The sequence below is a fragment of the Streptomyces sp. NPDC006510 genome (assembly GCF_040611955.1).
In the GTDB taxonomy this organism is placed as follows: Bacteria; Actinomycetota; Actinomycetes; order Streptomycetales; family Streptomycetaceae; genus Streptomyces.
Window position 1 is genome coordinate 1 of sequence record NZ_JBEXPH010000096.1, and the last position, 15,394, is coordinate 15,394.

A 15,394-nucleotide genomic window follows, 5' to 3' on the forward strand; every position below is an offset into this window, starting at 1 on the left:
CAAGATCAACCAGGCGGAGGGCGTCGGGCAGCGCGAACCCGATCTGGGCTTTGCGTGGGCGGTCTACATGTGGGCGTCGGGGCGGACGCTGGACGTAGCTCGGCGATCCGCTCCTCGGCCCGCCATGCGTCACCGGCACGGGCCCGCGTCAGCTCCGCGACCTGACGGCCGGCCTCCCGATCCCAGCTGCGCATCAGATACGCACCGGTCACGGCGGCCGCCGCCGCGGCGGCGGCCAGACCGCGCAGGACCAGGGGCTCGGCAAGCAGCCAGGTGCTTCCGGCACAGAGGACCGAGACTCCGACGACTGCCGACGGCGGAAGGATTCTGTGCAGAGGTGGCGAATGGCGATGACGTCCACGTGGCATGGCCTGAAATTTACCGTGTGTACGGGGCACTTGGGGGGCCGCCCGCCAATCTGTTCCCTGCCGGTTACCTGACGGCCCCCATTCCCCCCGATTCCTACTTCTCGATCAGGCCCTTCGACCGCAGATAGTCCTTGGCCACATCGGCGGGCTTTGCGCGCTCCGCGTCGATCTTGCGGTTCAGTTCCGCGAGATCCTCCGTGGTGAGCGCCTTGGTGAGCTTGCCGAGTGCGTCGGCAATGTCCTGCGAACCGGCGTCCTCGGCATTGAGGACCGGCAGTACGTTGTCGGCGTTCTGGAGCTTCTTGTCGTCCTCCAGGAACACCAGGCCGTAGCTGTCCAGCACCGCGTCCGTGGTGGTGGTGAGGACCAACTGGGCCTTGCCGTCCTTGACCGCCTGCTTGGACTGCGGAGTACCGACTCCCTTGGGGTCGATACCGGTGACATCGATGCCGTACGTCTTCTTCAGACCCGGTGCGCAGAACGGCCGCACCTCGCACTCGTCACCCGCCGCGATCTTCACTTCGGCCTTCGACCTGCCGAGGTCCGAAAGGGTCTTGAGCTTGTTCTTCGCGGCGAATTCCTTGGTCACCGCGAAGGCGTTCTGGTCGACGGCCGCACCGGCCGGGAGCACCTTCAGTCCGCGCGGGGTGGCGAGCTTCTCCAGTGCGGCGACCGTGGCCGCCGTGTCACCGGAGGCGACCGGCGCCTTCTCTGCCTTCTTCGGACCGTTCACCTTGGCATTGAGGAATTCGGCGATCGTCGCGGCATATTCGGGGACGACATCGATCTCGCCCTTCTCCAGGGACGGCTCGTACAGTTCCCGGTTCGCCACGGTGGTGATCGAGGTGCTGTATCCGGCGTCGCCCAGGATCTGCGCGTACAGCTCCGCGAGCACCTTGGACTCGGTGAAGGAGGCCGCGCCGACGACGAGCGAACCCTTCTTGCCGGAGCCCGCGGCGCCGCCGGAGGATGCCGAGTCCGCCTTGTCCTTCTCCAGGCTGTCGCCGCCGCAGGCGGCGAGCGAGCCGGCCAGCGCGACCATGCCGATGACCGCGCCGGCTATGCGCGAGGTCTTGCTCATTCTGTTCTCCGTTTCATGTGGCTGTCATGCGGCCGTCATGCCGTCCGGCGGCGGCGCAGCGGCGACAGCAGCCGGTCCAGGCCCACCAGCACCGCTTCCACCAGCAGCGCGAGCCCGGCGACCAGCACCGCTCCCGCGACCACCTGCGGTGTGTTGTACGTGTTGAACCCGGCGGTGATGATCCGGCCGAGGCCGCCCTGGCCGACCATCGCGGCGATCGTCGCCGTGGCGACCACCTGGACCGCGGCGGAGCGCAGCCCGGTCATGATCATCGGGTAGGCCAGCGGGAGCTCGACCCGGACGAAGAGCTGCCGGCCGGACATCCCCATGCCCCGCGCCGCCTCCGTCACCGACCGGTCGACCTCCGTCATCCCGACGTAGGCATTGGTCAGCAGCGGCGGCACGGCGAACAGCACCAGCGCGATGACCGTCGGCACATATCCGGCGTTGCGCAGCGGCGAGACCATGAAGAGGGCCAGCACCGCGAAGACCGGGACCGCCCGCCCCACGTTGGAGAGGTTGACGGCCAGCGCGCCCCCCTTCCCGATGTGCCCCAGGTACAGCGCGACCGGCAGCGCGATCGCGCACGCCAGGGCGAGCGCCACGCCGCTGACGTACAGGTGCTCACCGAGCCGGTGGGCCGCCCCGCTCTCCCCCGACCAGTTGGCTCCGGTGGTGAGCCAGCTCCAGGCCTCGCCGAGAACTCCCATGGGTCAGACCGCCTTTGCCACGGCGTCCGCGCCCGCGTGCGCGGCCCGTATTCGGGTCCAGGGGGTCAACAGCCGCTGCACACCGAGCAGCAGCAGATCCGCGACGACCGCGAGCAGTACGCACAGGACCGAGGCGGTGAGCACCTGGGCCTTGAAGAAGCTGGGGAGCGCGTCCCCTATGAGATTGCCGAGGCCGCCCCTGCCGATGATCGAGCCGACCGTCGTCAGCGCGATCGTCGACACCGTGGCGATCCGCACACCGGCCATCAACGCGGGCATGGCCAGCGGGAGTTCGACCTCCCACAGCAGCCGCACCGGCCCGTACCCCATCCCCTTCGCGGCTTCCTTCGCCTCCTGGGGAACGGCTTCGAGACCCGCCAGGATGTTCCGCACGAGAATGGTCAGCGAATACAGCACCAGGCCGGTGACCACCAGCGCGGCGGAAAGCCCGAACAGCGGCAGCAGCAGCGAGAACATGGCGAGCGAGGGCACGGTGTAGAGGACCGTCGTCAGTCCGAGCACCGGTCCGGCGAAACGGCGGCTGCGACGCGCGAGCAGCGCCAGCGGAAAGGCCACCAGGAGTCCGATCAGCACCGAGACCGCGGTGATCCAGATGTGCTGGACCGTGGCATCGGTCAACTCCTGGCTGCGGGAACGGAGATACTCCCCGCAGATCCAGTCGTTCGTCACCAGGCAGTTCTGTCCCGCGGCCATCCTTCCCCACCTCCCGGTCACCGCTTCGTACGTATGTCTGGCGACCCTATCCTCGACCACTGACAATCGCGGAGACCGTTGTATTCCAGCAACACGTCCTTCACAGAACACGCGCCACAATGGGGAACCATGATCCGTTTCGAGCACGTCACCAAGCGGTACGCGGACGGCACCACCGCCGTCGACGACCTTTCCTTCGAGGTCGCCGAGGGTGAACTGGTCACGCTCGTCGGACCGTCGGGGTGTGGCAAGACGACCACCATGAAGATGGTGAACCGGCTGATCGAACCGAGCGAGGGCCGGATATTCCTCGACGGGGACGACATATCCGCCATCGACCCCGTCCGGTTGCGCCGCCGTATCGGATATGTCATCCAGCAGGTGGGGCTCTTCCCGCACCGTACGGTCCTGGAGAACACCGCGACCGTCCCCCATCTCCTGGGCTGGAAACGGGAAAAGGGACGGGAACGCGCGGCCGAACTCCTCGACCTCGTCGGACTTGACCCTTCCGTTTATGGCGACCGCTATCCGGAACAGCTCTCCGGCGGTCAGCGCCAACGCGTCGGTGTGGCAAGGGCACTGGCCGCGGACCCGCCGGTACTGCTGATGGACGAGCCTTTCGGCGCGGTCGACCCGGTCGTACGGGAACGGCTGCAGAACGAATTCCTGAAACTTCAGGAACAGGTCCGTAAAACCGTCCTGTTCGTCACGCACGACATCGAGGAAGCGGTCCGGCTGGGCGACCGGATCGCCGTCTACGGGCAGGGTTCCATCGAGCAGTTCGACTCCCCGGCCACCGTGCTCGGCGCACCCGCCACGCCCTATGTCGCGGACTTCGTCGGCGCCGACCGCGGCCTCAAGCGGCTCTCCGTCACCCCCATCGAGGAAGGCGACCTCGACCAGCCGCCCGTCGTCCACCTCGACGACTCCCTGACGAAGGCGACCGCACGGCTGCGGGCCGAGGGCGCGCGCTGGGCCGTCGTACTGGACGGCCAGGACAATCTGCACGGCTGGATCCCGGCCGACGGCACCGCGGCCGGGGCCGAGGACACGGTGCGCGCGCACGCCCGCAGGATGGAGGCGTGGCTGCCCGTCGGCGCCCCGCTCAAGCAGGCGTTCGCCACCATGCTCCAGCACGACGCGGGCTGGATCGCCGTCATCGACGCGGAGAGCACCGGCCGGTTCCTCGGCGTGCTCACCCCGGCCCGGCTGCACGAGGCGCTGCGCCGCTCGATCGACGCGGACGCCCAGGACGTCCCGCGCGCCGAGGTGGCGGTCGAGACCGTGGAGAGCGTCACCAAGGCCGCCGCGCGGTGAACCGGGCGTCCCCGGCGCACCACGTGGCGGCCCGCGTCAGTTCTCGCTGAGCCGGCTGCTCATCCAGTCCAGCGCCGAAGGAATCTCCCGCCGCCAGGTGTTGAAGTTGTGGCCGCCGCTGTCGAGCACGATCGACGAGACCTGGGCGGGCGACTTCACCTTGGCGATGAACTGCTGGGTGGACCGGTAGTTCCCCTCACCGTGCCTGGACGTCGTGACCAGGAAGGACGAGTCGGGATGCTTCGGCATGTGGTCCAGGCTCCACATCAGATCGGCGCGGTTGCGCGCCCCCTGGTCGCCGTGGAAGAGGTCGCCGGTCGTCGGGTCCTCGGCCGCCTTGTAGTACGCGGAGAGCCCGACGCTCGCGACGAACCGGTCCGGGTGGTGGAGACCGATCTTCAGCGCGCAGTAACCGCCGGTCGAATTGCCCATGATGCCCCAGTTGTGGGCCAGCTTGCCCACCCGGTACACGTCCGAGACCACCTGCGGCAGATCCTCGGCGAGGAACGTCTCGGTCTGCGGCCCGTCCTTCACGTCCACGCACTCGGTGTCGCGCGGCGGCGCCAGCGTCGGCCGCAGCATCACCAGGATCATCGGCTGTGCCTTGCCGGCCTTCACCCGTTCATGCGCCGTCCGCGGATACCCGAGACCCTTCAGAAGGTTCTCCGGAATGCCCGGGTAGCCGGTGAGGACGACGACGGCGGGGAACTTCCGGTGGGCGAACGCCGGCTGGAAGTACTCGGGCGGGAGGTACACGTACGCCGAGCTCTCGATGCCCGACCGCCGGCCCGAGATCACCACCTTGTCGATCCGCCCGCTCCTCGCCGGCCGCGAAGCGCCCGGCACGTCCGGCAGCTGCATCCCGACCCGGACGATGTTCTTGGCCGCCAGCGTCCCGGCCGCGTGGTCCGTGACGACGCCCAGGTCCTGCTTCTGGCCGAGCAGGTCGGCCCACGATCCGTAGAAGAGGAAGGAGTTGTTGGCCAGCAGACCCACCGAGGAGAAGACCATCGCCTGGGTCACCAGCAGCAGGCCGGCCCTGCCGAACACCGCGCGCACGCTGCGGCGGGCCAGCCTGGGCCAGAGCCAGATCGTGGCGGCGAAGAACAGCACCGCCAGCCCGATGACCAGTCCCAGGAAGATGTTGCTGGTAAGACCCATGGGGGTGAGCTTTCTTGTCTGGAAATTTCCGGCTGTCGGGTGAACCCCTGCTCCGGAAGCCTCGTCCTACAAGTCGCACATCGTCCGGAGGGCTACGGCCGAAGGACTCAAGAATCTCTCGCGGAACCACGGGAAGCGATGTCTGTCACGCTAGATGGGGATAAATCGGGATCGGTTCCGAGCCCCGTACGCAAGTTCGTCCGCGGCCCGCACCCCGCATCCGTACCGAAGCTGGTCGGTACCGCCTGCGCCGTCGTCGGCCTGATCGATGTCGCCGCCGGCGTCTTCCCCCGCTTCCGGCACAGCCGGATGCACACGCTCGCCGAGGTGCTGCCCGGCGCCCTCGGGCCGTTCGCCGCCGCGCTCTCGCTGAGCGCGGGGGTCCTGCTGCTGTTGCTCGCCCACGGCCTCAAGCGGCGCAAGCGGCGGGCCTGGCGGGCCGCCGTCGTGCTGCTGCCGGCCGGTGCGCTGGCGCAGTTCGCCTACCGGCACTCGGTCATCGGCACGCTCGTCTCGCTGGCGCTCTGCCTGCTGCTGGTCCGCAACCGCGGCGAGTTCGCCGCGCTCCCCGACCCCCGGAGCCGCTGGCGGGCCCTGGCCAACTTCGTGCTCCTCGGCGCGGGTTCGCTGGCCCTCGGTCTCGTCGTCGTCAGCGTGCATCCCGGCCGGGTCGTGGGCAGCCCCAGCATCGCCGACCGGCTCCAGCACGTGCTGTACGGAATGCTCGGCTTCGAGGGGCCCGTCGAATACGCCGGCGACACCTCCTGGACCGTGGCGTACTCCCTCGGCGCCCTCGGTCTGCTGACCGCCGTCACCACCATCTACCTCGCCTTCCGCCCCGAGCACCCGGCCGCCCGCCTCACCGAGGACGACGAGGCCCGGCTGCGCGCCCTGCTGGCGAAGCACGGCGGCCGCGACTCGCTCGGCCACTTCGCGCTCCGCCGCGACAAGGGCGTCGTCTTCTCCCCCAGTGGCAAGGCAGCCGTCTGTTACCGCGTCGTGTCCGGGGTGATGCTGGCGAGCGGCGACCCGATAGGCGACGTGGAGGCCTGGCCCGGCGCCATCGAGCGCTTCATGGACGAGGCCAGGGCCCACTCCTGGACCCCGGCCGTGATGGGCTGCAGCGAGACCGGCGGCGAGGTCTGGACCCGCGAGACCGGACTCGACGCCCTGGAACTCGGCGACGAGGCGGTGGTGGATGTCGCGGATTTCTCGCTCGCCGGGCGCGCGATGCGCAACGTACGCCAGATGGTGAAGCGCATTGAACGCCTCGGCTACGAGACCCGGGTCCGGCGCGTGAGCGACATCGGCGAGGCCGAACTGGCCCGCATCCGGCGGGCCGCCGCCGACTGGCGCGGCACCGACAACGAGCGCGGCTTCTCCATGGCTCTCGGCCGGATCGGCGACCCGGCCGACGGGGACTGCGTCATCGCCACCGCGCACAAGACCGACGAGCACACCGAAGACTCCCCCTACGGCGACCTGAAGGCCGTGCTCCACTTCGTCCCGTGGGGCCTCGACGGCATGTCCCTCGACCTGATGCGCCGCGACCGCTCCGCCGACCCCGGCATGAACGAACTGCTGATCGTCGCCGCCCTGCAGGCCTCCTCCCGGCTGGAGGTCGAGCGTGTCTCGCTGAACTTCGCGATGTTCCGCTCCGCGCTCGCCCGGGGCGAGAAGCTGGGCGCGGGACCGGTACTGCGGACCTGGCGCGGACTGCTGATCTTCCTGTCCCGCTGGTTCCAGATCGAGTCGCTGTACAAGTTCAACGCCAAGTTCCGGCCCCGCTGGGAACCCCGCTTCGTCGTCTACCGGACCGCCCGCGACCTGCCCCGCATCTCCCTCGCCGCCATGCAGGCGGAGGGCTTCGTGAACCTCGCCCTGCCCCGCCCCTTCGCCCGCCGCTTCCCGGCCCGCCGGCCCCTCCCCTGCGCCCACACCCGGGCCCCGGACCAGGAGCAGCACGCGCGCGCGGCGTAGCGCCGCGCCGTACGGGGCCTACGCTGGTCGCATGAGTACGTTGCGTGGACGAGGCACGGTCCAGGGCCTGCCGGAGTGGGACCGCTGCGCGGTCATGGGTGTCGTGAACGTGACCCCGGACTCCTTCTCCGACGGAGGCCGCTGGTTCGACACCACGGCCGCGGTCAAACACGGCCTCGACCTGGTCGCCGAGGGCGCCGACCTGATCGACGTCGGCGGCGAGTCGACCCGCCCCGGCGCCAGCCGGGTGGACGCGTCGGAGGAGCTGCGGCGCGTGGTCCCGGTGGTCAGGGGGCTGGCGTCCGAAGGGGTCACGGTCTCCGTGGACACCATGCGGGCCCGGGTCGCCGAGGAGGCGGTCGCGGCCGGAGCCGCCCTGGTCAACGATGTGAGCGGCGGCCTCGCCGACCCGGACATGGTCCGGGTCGTCGCCGCGGCCGGCGCCCCGTTCGTCGTGATGCACTGGCGCGGCTTCAGCAAGTCCATGAACAGCCGGGCGGTGTACGGGGACGTCGTCGCCGAGGTCGTCGCGGAGCTGCGGGAGCGGATGGACGCCGTGGTCGCGGGCGGTGTCGACCCGGAACGGATCGTGATCGACCCAGGCCTCGGCTTCGCCAAGGACGCCTGCCACGACCTCTCCCTGGTCGCCCACCTCGACGAGCTGCGCGCCCTGGGCCGTCCGTTGCTGGTCGCCGCCTCCCGCAAACGTTTTCTCGGCCATGTGCTGGCGGGCGACGGCGCCGCCCCGCCGCCCGCCCGCGAACGCGACGCCGCCACCGCGGCGATCTCCGCGCTCTCCGCCCACGCGGGCGCCTGGGCCGTCCGGGTCCACGAGGTACGGGCCACGGCCGACGCCGTACGGGTCGCCCGCGCCGTCGAGGGAGCCGCGTGAGCGGGCCCCGCGACGAGCACGCGGAGGCGGCCGCCGACATCGCAGCCGTCGAGCAGGCCAACACCGCCTTCTACGAGGCGATGGAGCGCGGCGACTTCGAGGAGCTCTCCGGGCTCTGGCTGCCGGGCGAGGACCTCACCGTCTCCTGTGTCCACCCGGGCTGGCCGGTGCTGACCGGCCGCGGCGAGGTGCTGCGCAGTTACGCGCTGATCATGGCGAACACCGAGTACATCCAGTTCTTCCTGACCGACGTCGGGATCTCGATGACCGGCGACACGGCCCTGGTGACCTGCACGGAGAACATCCTCAGCGGCGGCCCCGCGGAGGACGGCAACGCCCTCGGGCCACTGGTCGGCCAACTCGTCGTGGCCACCAATGTGTTCCGGCGCACACCGGACGGCTGGAAGCTCTGGTCCCACCACGGCTCGCCCGTACTGACCGAAACCGGTGAGGAAGAGGACGAAGAGACACCCTCCTGACCGGGTGGTCGAGCGGATGTGCCCCCGCGAGGGGGTTGGAACCGGGCGGTGCGGGTATACGCGGCTACCAGTCCCGTGAGGCCGCGCCCACGGCCCCCGCGGGCGAGCACTGTCGGTGCTCGCAGGTAGATTCGAAAGAGAGCACCTTGCCGTCCGCACGCGGCCCCGTGCCTCTACGACCAACGACAGCAGGAGTGATTCACGTGGATCGTGTCGCGCTGCGCGGCCTCAAGGCCCGTGGGCACCATGGCGTCTTCCCCAAGGAACGGGAAGAGGGCCAGACCTTCATCGTGGACCTGGTGCTCGGCCTCGACACCCGCCCCGCGGCAGCCGCCGACGACCTGACGAAGACCGTGCACTACGGCATCGTCGCGGAGGAGGTCGTCGACGTGGTGCAGGGTGAACCCGTCGATCTGATCGAAACGCTCGCGGAGCGCATCGCCCAGAAGTGCCTCAAGCACGAAGGAGTCGAGGAGGTGGAGGTCGTGGTGCACAAGCCGGATGCGCCGATCACCGTCCCTTTCGACGATGTGACCATCACCATCACCCGGAGCCGAGTATGACCGCGTTTTCCACCGAAGGGCAGAGCGACCCGACCGTGCAGCCGGTGCCCGCCTCCGTGGTCGAGCAGGTGGACGCGGCGGACATCACTCTCTCCAACCCCAAGCGCGCCGTGATCTCCCTGGGCTCCAACCTCGGCAACCGCCTGGAGACCCTCCAGGGCGCCATCGACGCCCTGGAGGACACCCCCGGCCTGCGGGTCAAGGCGGTCTCCCCGGTGTACGAGACGGAGCCCTGGGGCGTCGCCCCCGGCTCCCAGCCCTCGTACTTCAACGCGGTGATCGTCGTGAAGACGACGCTCCCCCCGTCCTCCCTCCTGGAGCGCGGCCAGGCCATCGAGGAGGCCTTCGACCGGGTCCGCGAGGAGCGCTGGGGCCCGCGCACCATCGACGTCGACATCGTGGCGTACGCGGATGTCGTCTCCGACGACCCGGTGCTCACCCTCCCCCACCCCAGGGCCCATGAGCGGGCCTTCGTCCTCGCCCCGTGGCACGACATCGACCCCGAGGCCCAGCTGCCCGGCGCCGGCCCCGTCACGGAGCTGCTGGCCGGAGTCGGCCGGGACGGCGTACTGCCCCGGGCCGATCTGGAACTCCGTCTGCCCGAGTAGTCGTTAGGCTCGACGGATACGGATCACCGGCGCCACGGATCACCGGCGGCGGTGATCACGGCGACACGGATCACTGGCGGCGAAGGGCGGATCACTCGGTGAAGCAACTCAGGCTCGGGGTACTGGCCGGCCTCTTCGCCGCGGCCGGGGTGCTCTCCTGGGGCGGCGCCCGCCTCTGGGACTCCCTGGGCAGCCTGCCGAGCGTTCCCCTCGCCGCACCGATCGTGCTCGCGGTGATCGCCGTCATCCTGCTGGCGACGGCGCTCTCCATCCGTTCCCGGCTGCGCGCCCAGCGCGAGCGCCGGCCGGGAGCCAAGGGCGTCGAGCCGCTGATGGCGGCCCGAGCGGTGGTCTTCGGCCAGGCCAGCGCGCTGGTCGTCTCCCTGGTCTCCGGGATGTACGGCGGCACCGGCGTCTTCCTGCTCGGCTCGCTCGACATCCCGGCCCGCCGCGACCAGGCGATCTACGCGGGCTTCGCCGTCCTGGCGGGCATCGCGGTGGTCGCCGCGGCCCTCTGGCTGGAGCGCATCTGCAAGCTCCCGGAGGACGAGGACAACGACAAGAGCTCGGCGGCCGCATAGGGCCACCGAGCTCGGTCAACGACTCAGCGCGCCATGATCAGGCTCATGGCCTCGGCGCGCGTCGCGGGGTCACGGAGCTGTCCGCGCACCGCCGAGGTCAGCGTCTTCGCCCCCGGCTTGCGGATACCGCGCATCGACATGCACATGTGCTCGCACTCGACGACGACGATGACTCCACGCGGCTCCAGGATCTCCATCAGGGACTCGGCGATCTGCGTGGTGAGCCGCTCCTGGACCTGCGGGCGCCGGGCGTAGACGTCGACCAGCCGGGCCAGCTTGGAAAGACCGGTGATCTTGCCGGTGGTCGCCGGGATGTACCCGACGTGCGCGACGCCCCGGAACGGCACCAGGTGGTGCTCACAGGTGCTGAACACCTCGATGTCCTTGACCAGCACCATCTCGTCGTGGCCGAGGTCGAACGTGGTCGTCAGGACGTCCTCGGGCTCCTGGTGGAGGCCCGCGAATATCTCCTTGTACGCCCGTGCCACCCGACCCGGCGTCTCGCGCAGCCCCTCGCGGTCCGGGTCCTCGCCCACCGCGATGAGAAGTTCGCGTACGGCGGCCTCGGCCCGCTTCTCGTCGAACTCGCCGATCGAACCCTGGCCGTCCAGCGTCACCGGGTCGGTCATCTGTGCCTCGTTCCTCTGAGCTGTCACCCGCGCATACCTCCGCACGGGCGTACGAAAAAGCCGCGCCCCCACAGGCTAGAACCTGTGGGGTCGCGGCTTCCATTCCGGGCCCGGTGCGACTCCCGTGAAAGGGGCCACACCGGGGAACGGGACTCAGCTCTCGGGCCGGTCCTCCGGGACGACCTCGGTGGCCGGGACGGTGTCCGTGGGGACGGCCGTTCCGTTCGCCGTGGTGGCGCCGCTGGTGAGGGCGAGCTCCTTCGGCGAGAGCACCGGCGGCCGCGTCGACGGCGTACGCCGGGCGGAACCGGTCCACGCCGGACGGGCCGGGCGCTTCACGATCGGGGCGAAGATCTCGGCGATCTCCTCCTTGCCGAGCGTCTCCTTCTCCAGGAGCTGGAGGACGAGGTTGTCCAGCACGTCGCGGTTCTCGACGAGGATCTCCCACGCGTCGTTGTGGGCGGTCTCGATGAGCTTCTTGACCTCCTCGTCGACGAGCGCCGCGACCTCTTCCGAGTAGTCGCGCTGGTGGCCCATCTCCCGGCCCACGAAGGGCTCGGTGTTGTCGCCGCCGAACTTGATCGCGCCGAGCCGCTCGGTCATGCCGTACTGCGTGACCATCGCGCGGGCCGTTGCGGTGGCCTTCTCGATGTCGTTCGCAGCGCCGGTGGTCGGGTCGTGGAAGACCAGCTCCTCGGCCGCGCGCCCGCCCAGCATGTAGGCCAGCTGGTCGAGCATCTCGTTGCGCGTCGTGGAGTACTTGTCCTCCTCCGGGAGCACCATCGTGTAACCGAGGGCGCGGCCGCGGGAGAGGATCGTGATCTTGTGGACCGGGTCCGCCTGGGGGGAAGCCGCCGCGACCAGGGCGTGTCCGCCCTCGTGGTACGCGGTGATCTTCTTCTCCTTCTCGGACATGATCCGGGTCCGCTTCTGCGGGCCCGCCACGACGCGGTCGATGGCCTCGTCGAGCATCTTGTTGTCGATCAGCTTCAGATTGCCGCGCGCCGTGAGGAGCGCCGCTTCGTTCAGCACATTCGACAGGTCGGCACCGGTGAAGCCGGGCGTACGGCGGGCGACGGCGCCGAGGTCGACGTCCTTCGCGACCGGCTTGCCCTTCTGGTGCACCTTGAGGATCTCCAGGCGGCCCTGCATGTCCGGCCGGTCGACCGCGATCTGCCGGTCGAAACGGCCCGGACGCAGCAGCGCCGGGTCGAGGATGTCCGGCCGGTTCGTGGCGGCGATCAGGATGACGCCGCCCTTCACGTCGAAGCCGTCCATCTCGACGAGCAGCTGGTTCAGCGTCTGCTCGCGCTCGTCGTGCCCGCCGCCCATACCGGCGCCGCGGTGTCGGCCGACGGCGTCGATCTCGTCGACGAAGACGATCGCCGGGGCGTTCGCCTTGGCCTGCTCGAAGAGGTCACGGACCCGGCTGGCACCGACACCGACGAACATCTCGACGAAGTCGGAACCGGAGATCGAGTAGAACGGGACGCCCGCCTCGCCGGCGACGGCGCGTGCGAGCAGCGTCTTGCCCGTACCGGGAGGCCCGTACAGCAGGACGCCCTTGGGGATCTTGGCGCCGACGGCCTGGAACTTCGCCGGTTCCTGGAGGAACTCCTTGATCTCCTGGAGCTCCTCGACGGCCTCGTCCGACCCCGCGACATCGGCGAACGTCGTCTTCGGAGTGTCCTTGGTGATCAGCTTGGCCTTGGACTTCCCGAACTGCATGACCCGGGAGCCGCCGCCCTGCATCTGATTCATCAGGAACAGGAAGACGACCACGATCAGGACGAAGGGCAGCAGCGAGAGCAGGATCGAGATGAACGGGGACTGCTTCGACGGCGAGACCGTGTAGCCCTCGTCGATCTTGCCGCTCTCGAACTTCTGCTGCAGCGTGTCCGCGATCTGGACACCCTGGTTGCCGATGTAGCTCGCCTGGAACTTGGTGCCGGACTCGCCCGAGAGCTTCTGGCCCTTCTTCAACTCGATCTTGATGATCTGTTCGTCACCGGTGGTCAGCTTGGCCTGCGCCACCTGGTCCTTGCTGATCGCCTGGACAACCTTGCCGGTGTCCACCGATTTGTAGCCGCCCGACGAGCCGACGACTGTCATCAACACGACCACGGCGAGGACGGCCAGCACGATCCACATGACCGGCCCACGGAAGTATCGCTTCACGTCCATCCATACGGGGCGAAGCCGCCCCGTCCCTCCTGCCCGTAGGTAAATGCTGCTGTGAGAAAAGACTGTTCTTCGGACGGTACCCCAGCATTGTCACCCGCGACTGCCGGGGACGTCTGTCAAAACCCGCCTTCAAAGGCTCAACGGCGGGAATCCGGTGAAAGGTTCCCCGCCGCCGGCCCCGGTCGGTCCGGGCACCCCGGAGGGCTGGGCGGAGGTCAGCCCCCGTAGACGTGCGGGGCGAGCGTGCCGACGAAGGGGAGGTTGCGGTACTTCTCGGCGTAGTCGAGCCCGTAGCCGACGACGAATTCGTTGGGGATGTCGAAACCGACCCACTTGCAGTCGAGCGCGACCTTGGCCGCGTCCGGCTTGCGCAGCAGGGTGCAGATCTCCAGGGAGGCGGGCTCGCGCGAGCCGAGGTTCGACATCAGCCACGACAGGGTCAGGCCCGAGTCGATGATGTCCTCGACGATCAGGACGTGCTTGCCCTTGATGTCGGTGTCCAGGTCCTTGAGGATCCGGACCACTCCGGAGGACTGGGTGCCCGCGCCGTACGACGAGACGGCCATCCAGTCCATGGTGACGGGGGTGGACAGCGCGCGCGCCAGGTCCGCCATCACCATCACTGCGCCCTTGAGGACGCCGACGATGAGCAGGTCCTTGCCCGCGTACTCCGCGTCGATCTTCGCGGCCAGCTCGACGAGCTTCGCGTCGATCTCTTCCTTGGTGAGGAGCACCGACTGAAGGTCGGTGCCCATGTCCTTCTCGTTCACCCGCGTCTCTTTCTCTGCCTGCCGGGTCCGGGGTGGTGCCCCGGCACCTGCGCGGCCGCTCGCCTGCGTGTCAGCCGCTTGTGCTTCAGCTCTGCCGAATGACCAGTCTGCCACCCTGACGCATGGCTTCGACCCGTCCGGGCAGGTTGATGGCCCGCTGGCCGCGCCAGCCGGTGATCAGACGGTCGACTTCCTCGATGTGCCGGGCGAAGAGCGAACCGGCCGGAGAGCCCGCCTCCATGGCGGCCCGGCGCAGGACCCGGCGGCGTACGGCGGGCGGCAGCGCGTACAGCTTGGCGCACTCCAGCCGGCCCGCGTCGTCCCGTACCGCGCGGTCGGCCTCGGCGGCCCAGGTGTCCAGGGCGTCGGCGTCGTCGCGGGAGAGCTGGGCGGTACGGGCCAGGGCTTCGACGACCCCTTTGCCCAGCGCCTTCTCCAGTGCGGGCAGGCCCTCGTGGCGCAGCCGGGAGCGGGTGTAGGCGGGGTCGATGTTGTGCGGGTCGTCCCAGACGGGCAGGGACTGGACGAGGCAGGCCTTGCGGGCGGTCTGCCGGTCGAGCTGGAGGAAGGGGCGGCGGTAGCGGCCGGCCGGTCCCGACGCGGCGGCCATGCCGGAGAGCGAGCGGATGCCGGAGCCGCGGGCGAGGCCGAGCAGCACCGTCTCCGCCTGGTCGTCGCGGGTGTGTCCGAGCAGGACGGCGGCGGCGCCGTGCCGCTCGGCCGCCGCGTCCAGGGCGGCGTAGCGGGCGTCCCGGGCCGCGGCCTCGGGCCCGCCTTCGTGGCCGACCTGCACGGCGACGGCCTCGACCGGGTCGAGACGCATGGCGGTGAGGCGGTCGACCACCTCGGCGGCCCGGGTGTCGGAGCCGTCCTGGAGGCCGTGGTCGACGGTGATCCCGCCGGCCCGGACGGCGAGCTTGGGGGCCTCGAAGGCGAGGGCGGAGGCGAGGGCCATGGAGTCGGCGCCACCGGAGCAGGCCACCAGCACCAGCGGGGTGTCGGGGCGTTCGGGGAATGCGGCGCGCTGCCTGCCCGCACCGGCTTCGGCGAGCTCGGGGTGCGGGGTGCGCCGGGTGTGGTCGGCGCTTCGGGTGTGTTCGGTGAGTACGTCGTGGAGTACGCGGCGGACCGCCAGGCGTATCGCCGCGACCGCAGGATGGGGACCCATGTCCGGTGCCCTTCGTGAAGTTTGGGAGGTGCCTCGAAGTGCCGGACGGGAAGTGTGCCGTCACTCAGAGTGCGTCGATGGTGACAGAGGCAAGCCGTCCATCGAGCATTGCACGCCTTCCCATGCCCCTACGGTCCCTCGGATGGGTGATTACCGGCGCGTTCTCATCCTGTCGCTTGCCGTCGGACC

The 15,394-nt window shown here is 69.7% G+C and carries 15 protein-coding genes and 1 pseudogene; 7 read left to right on the forward strand and 9 right to left on the reverse strand.

Features of this window, described 5'->3' with window-relative positions; all coding sequences use genetic code 11:
* Positions 1 to 95 precede the first annotated feature (95 nt).
* The 4 genes and pseudogenes from ABZY11_RS25915 to ABZY11_RS25930 form a co-directional block, all read right to left on the reverse strand.
* Positions 96 to 368: pseudogene (locus ABZY11_RS25915) on the reverse strand (hypothetical protein); the annotation flags it as partial.
* 94 nt (positions 369 to 462) lie between these two features.
* Entirely contained in the window at positions 463 to 1,449 is a 987-nt protein-coding gene (locus tag ABZY11_RS25920; RefSeq protein WP_356481431.1) for an ABC transporter substrate-binding protein, read from the reverse strand.
* Between the two features lie 35 nt (positions 1,450 to 1,484).
* Positions 1,485 to 2,159: an ABC transporter permease gene (locus ABZY11_RS25925; RefSeq protein WP_356481432.1), complete on the reverse strand. Its 675-nt coding sequence runs from the start codon at positions 2,157 to 2,159 to the stop codon at positions 1,485 to 1,487.
* Positions 2,160 to 2,162: 3 nt separating this feature from the next.
* Positions 2,163 to 2,873, reverse strand: a complete 711-nt coding sequence (locus ABZY11_RS25930; RefSeq protein WP_356481433.1) for an ABC transporter permease — start codon at positions 2,871 to 2,873, stop codon at positions 2,163 to 2,165.
* A gap of 129 nt (positions 2,874 to 3,002) precedes the next feature.
* On the opposite strand from ABZY11_RS25930, the gene ABZY11_RS25935 reads away from it, so the two are divergent.
* Positions 3,003 to 4,190, forward strand: coding sequence for a betaine/proline/choline family ABC transporter ATP-binding protein (locus tag ABZY11_RS25935; RefSeq protein WP_356481434.1), 1,188 nt, complete (start codon positions 3,003 to 3,005; stop codon positions 4,188 to 4,190).
* A 36-nt stretch (positions 4,191 to 4,226) separates the two neighbouring features.
* Here the strand turns inward: ABZY11_RS25935 and ABZY11_RS25940 are convergent, their stop codons facing one another.
* Positions 4,227 to 5,351 carry an alpha/beta hydrolase-fold protein gene (locus ABZY11_RS25940; RefSeq protein WP_356481435.1) on the reverse strand — a complete coding sequence of 375 codons (1,125 nt, stop codon included), beginning with the start codon at positions 5,349 to 5,351 and terminating at the stop codon, positions 4,227 to 4,229.
* Between the two features lie 138 nt (positions 5,352 to 5,489).
* Between ABZY11_RS25940 and ABZY11_RS25945 the strand changes: the two genes are divergently transcribed.
* The 6 genes from ABZY11_RS25945 to ABZY11_RS25970 all read left to right on the forward strand — a co-directional run bounded on the left by ABZY11_RS25945 (position 5,490) and on the right by ABZY11_RS25970 (position 10,454).
* The gene (locus tag ABZY11_RS25945; RefSeq protein ID WP_356481436.1) at positions 5,490 to 7,331 is read left to right on the forward strand and encodes a phosphatidylglycerol lysyltransferase domain-containing protein; all 1,842 of its coding nucleotides are present in this window, start codon (positions 5,490 to 5,492) and stop codon (positions 7,329 to 7,331) included.
* Positions 7,332 to 7,425: 94 nt separating this feature from the next.
* A complete protein-coding gene (gene folP, locus ABZY11_RS25950; RefSeq protein WP_356481457.1) occupies positions 7,426 to 8,223 on the forward strand; it encodes a dihydropteroate synthase in 798 nt (265 codons plus the stop codon).
* Positions 8,220 to 8,702, forward strand: a complete 483-nt coding sequence (locus ABZY11_RS25955) for a nuclear transport factor 2 family protein (protein WP_342284293.1) — start codon at positions 8,220 to 8,222, stop codon at positions 8,700 to 8,702. The genes folP and ABZY11_RS25955 overlap by 4 nt, the downstream gene beginning before the upstream one ends.
* Before the next feature lie 203 nt (positions 8,703 to 8,905).
* Positions 8,906 to 9,265: a dihydroneopterin aldolase gene (folB, locus tag ABZY11_RS25960; protein WP_356481437.1), complete on the forward strand. Its 360-nt coding sequence runs from the start codon at positions 8,906 to 8,908 to the stop codon at positions 9,263 to 9,265.
* A complete protein-coding gene (folK, locus tag ABZY11_RS25965) occupies positions 9,262 to 9,873 on the forward strand; it encodes a 2-amino-4-hydroxy-6-hydroxymethyldihydropteridine diphosphokinase (protein ID WP_356481438.1) in 612 nt (203 codons plus the stop codon). Before folB ends, folK begins: the two co-directional genes overlap by 4 nt.
* A 98-nt stretch (positions 9,874 to 9,971) precedes the next feature.
* The gene (locus ABZY11_RS25970) at positions 9,972 to 10,454 is read left to right on the forward strand and encodes a DUF3180 domain-containing protein (protein WP_356481439.1); all 483 of its coding nucleotides are present in this window, start codon (positions 9,972 to 9,974) and stop codon (positions 10,452 to 10,454) included.
* Positions 10,455 to 10,477: 23 nt separating this feature from the next.
* Here ABZY11_RS25970 and folE read toward each other — a convergent pair whose 3' ends face one another.
* From folE to tilS, 4 genes are all read right to left on the reverse strand, one after another.
* Entirely contained in the window at positions 10,478 to 11,083 is a 606-nt protein-coding gene (gene folE, locus ABZY11_RS25975) for a GTP cyclohydrolase I FolE (RefSeq protein ID WP_356481458.1), read from the reverse strand.
* A gap of 153 nt (positions 11,084 to 11,236) precedes the next feature.
* Positions 11,237 to 13,267, reverse strand: a complete 2,031-nt coding sequence (gene ftsH / locus ABZY11_RS25980; protein WP_356481440.1) for an ATP-dependent zinc metalloprotease FtsH — start codon at positions 13,265 to 13,267, stop codon at positions 11,237 to 11,239.
* A gap of 215 nt (positions 13,268 to 13,482) precedes the next feature.
* Positions 13,483 to 14,022 (reverse strand): hypoxanthine phosphoribosyltransferase, encoded by a 540-nt coding sequence (hpt, locus tag ABZY11_RS25985; protein WP_072487175.1) that lies wholly within the window; start codon positions 14,020 to 14,022, stop codon positions 13,483 to 13,485.
* A gap of 100 nt (positions 14,023 to 14,122) precedes the next feature.
* Entirely contained in the window at positions 14,123 to 15,205 is a 1,083-nt protein-coding gene (gene tilS / locus ABZY11_RS25990) for a tRNA lysidine(34) synthetase TilS (RefSeq protein WP_356481441.1), read from the reverse strand.
* Positions 15,206 to 15,394 lie beyond the last annotated feature (189 nt).

Bases quoted from the DNA above. Each gene is read 5' to 3' on its own strand.
- folE (WP_356481458.1), bottom strand. From the start codon at position 11,083: ATGACCGACCCGGTGACGCTGGACGGCCAGGGTTCGATCGGCGAGTTC.
- tilS (WP_356481441.1), bottom strand. From the start codon at position 15,205: ATGGGTCCCCATCCTGCGGTCGCGGCGATACGCCTGGCGGTCCGCCGC.
- ABZY11_RS25925 (WP_356481432.1), bottom strand. From the start codon at position 2,159: ATGGGAGTTCTCGGCGAGGCCTGGAGCTGGCTCACCACCGGAGCCAAC.
- ABZY11_RS25940 (WP_356481435.1), bottom strand. From the start codon at position 5,351: ATGGGTCTTACCAGCAACATCTTCCTGGGACTGGTCATCGGGCTGGCG.
- ABZY11_RS25945 (WP_356481436.1), top strand. From the start codon at position 5,490: ATGTCTGTCACGCTAGATGGGGATAAATCGGGATCGGTTCCGAGCCCC.
- hpt (WP_072487175.1), bottom strand. From the start codon at position 14,022: ATGGGCACCGACCTTCAGTCGGTGCTCCTCACCAAGGAAGAGATCGAC.
- ABZY11_RS25935 (WP_356481434.1), top strand. From the start codon at position 3,003: ATGATCCGTTTCGAGCACGTCACCAAGCGGTACGCGGACGGCACCACC.
- ABZY11_RS25920 (WP_356481431.1), bottom strand. From the start codon at position 1,449: ATGAGCAAGACCTCGCGCATAGCCGGCGCGGTCATCGGCATGGTCGCG.
- folK (WP_356481438.1), top strand. From the start codon at position 9,262: ATGACCGCGTTTTCCACCGAAGGGCAGAGCGACCCGACCGTGCAGCCG.
- ABZY11_RS25930 (WP_356481433.1), bottom strand. From the start codon at position 2,873: ATGGCCGCGGGACAGAACTGCCTGGTGACGAACGACTGGATCTGCGGG.
- folP (WP_356481457.1), top strand. From the start codon at position 7,426: ATGGGTGTCGTGAACGTGACCCCGGACTCCTTCTCCGACGGAGGCCGC.
- ftsH (WP_356481440.1), bottom strand. From the start codon at position 13,267: ATGGACGTGAAGCGATACTTCCGTGGGCCGGTCATGTGGATCGTGCTG.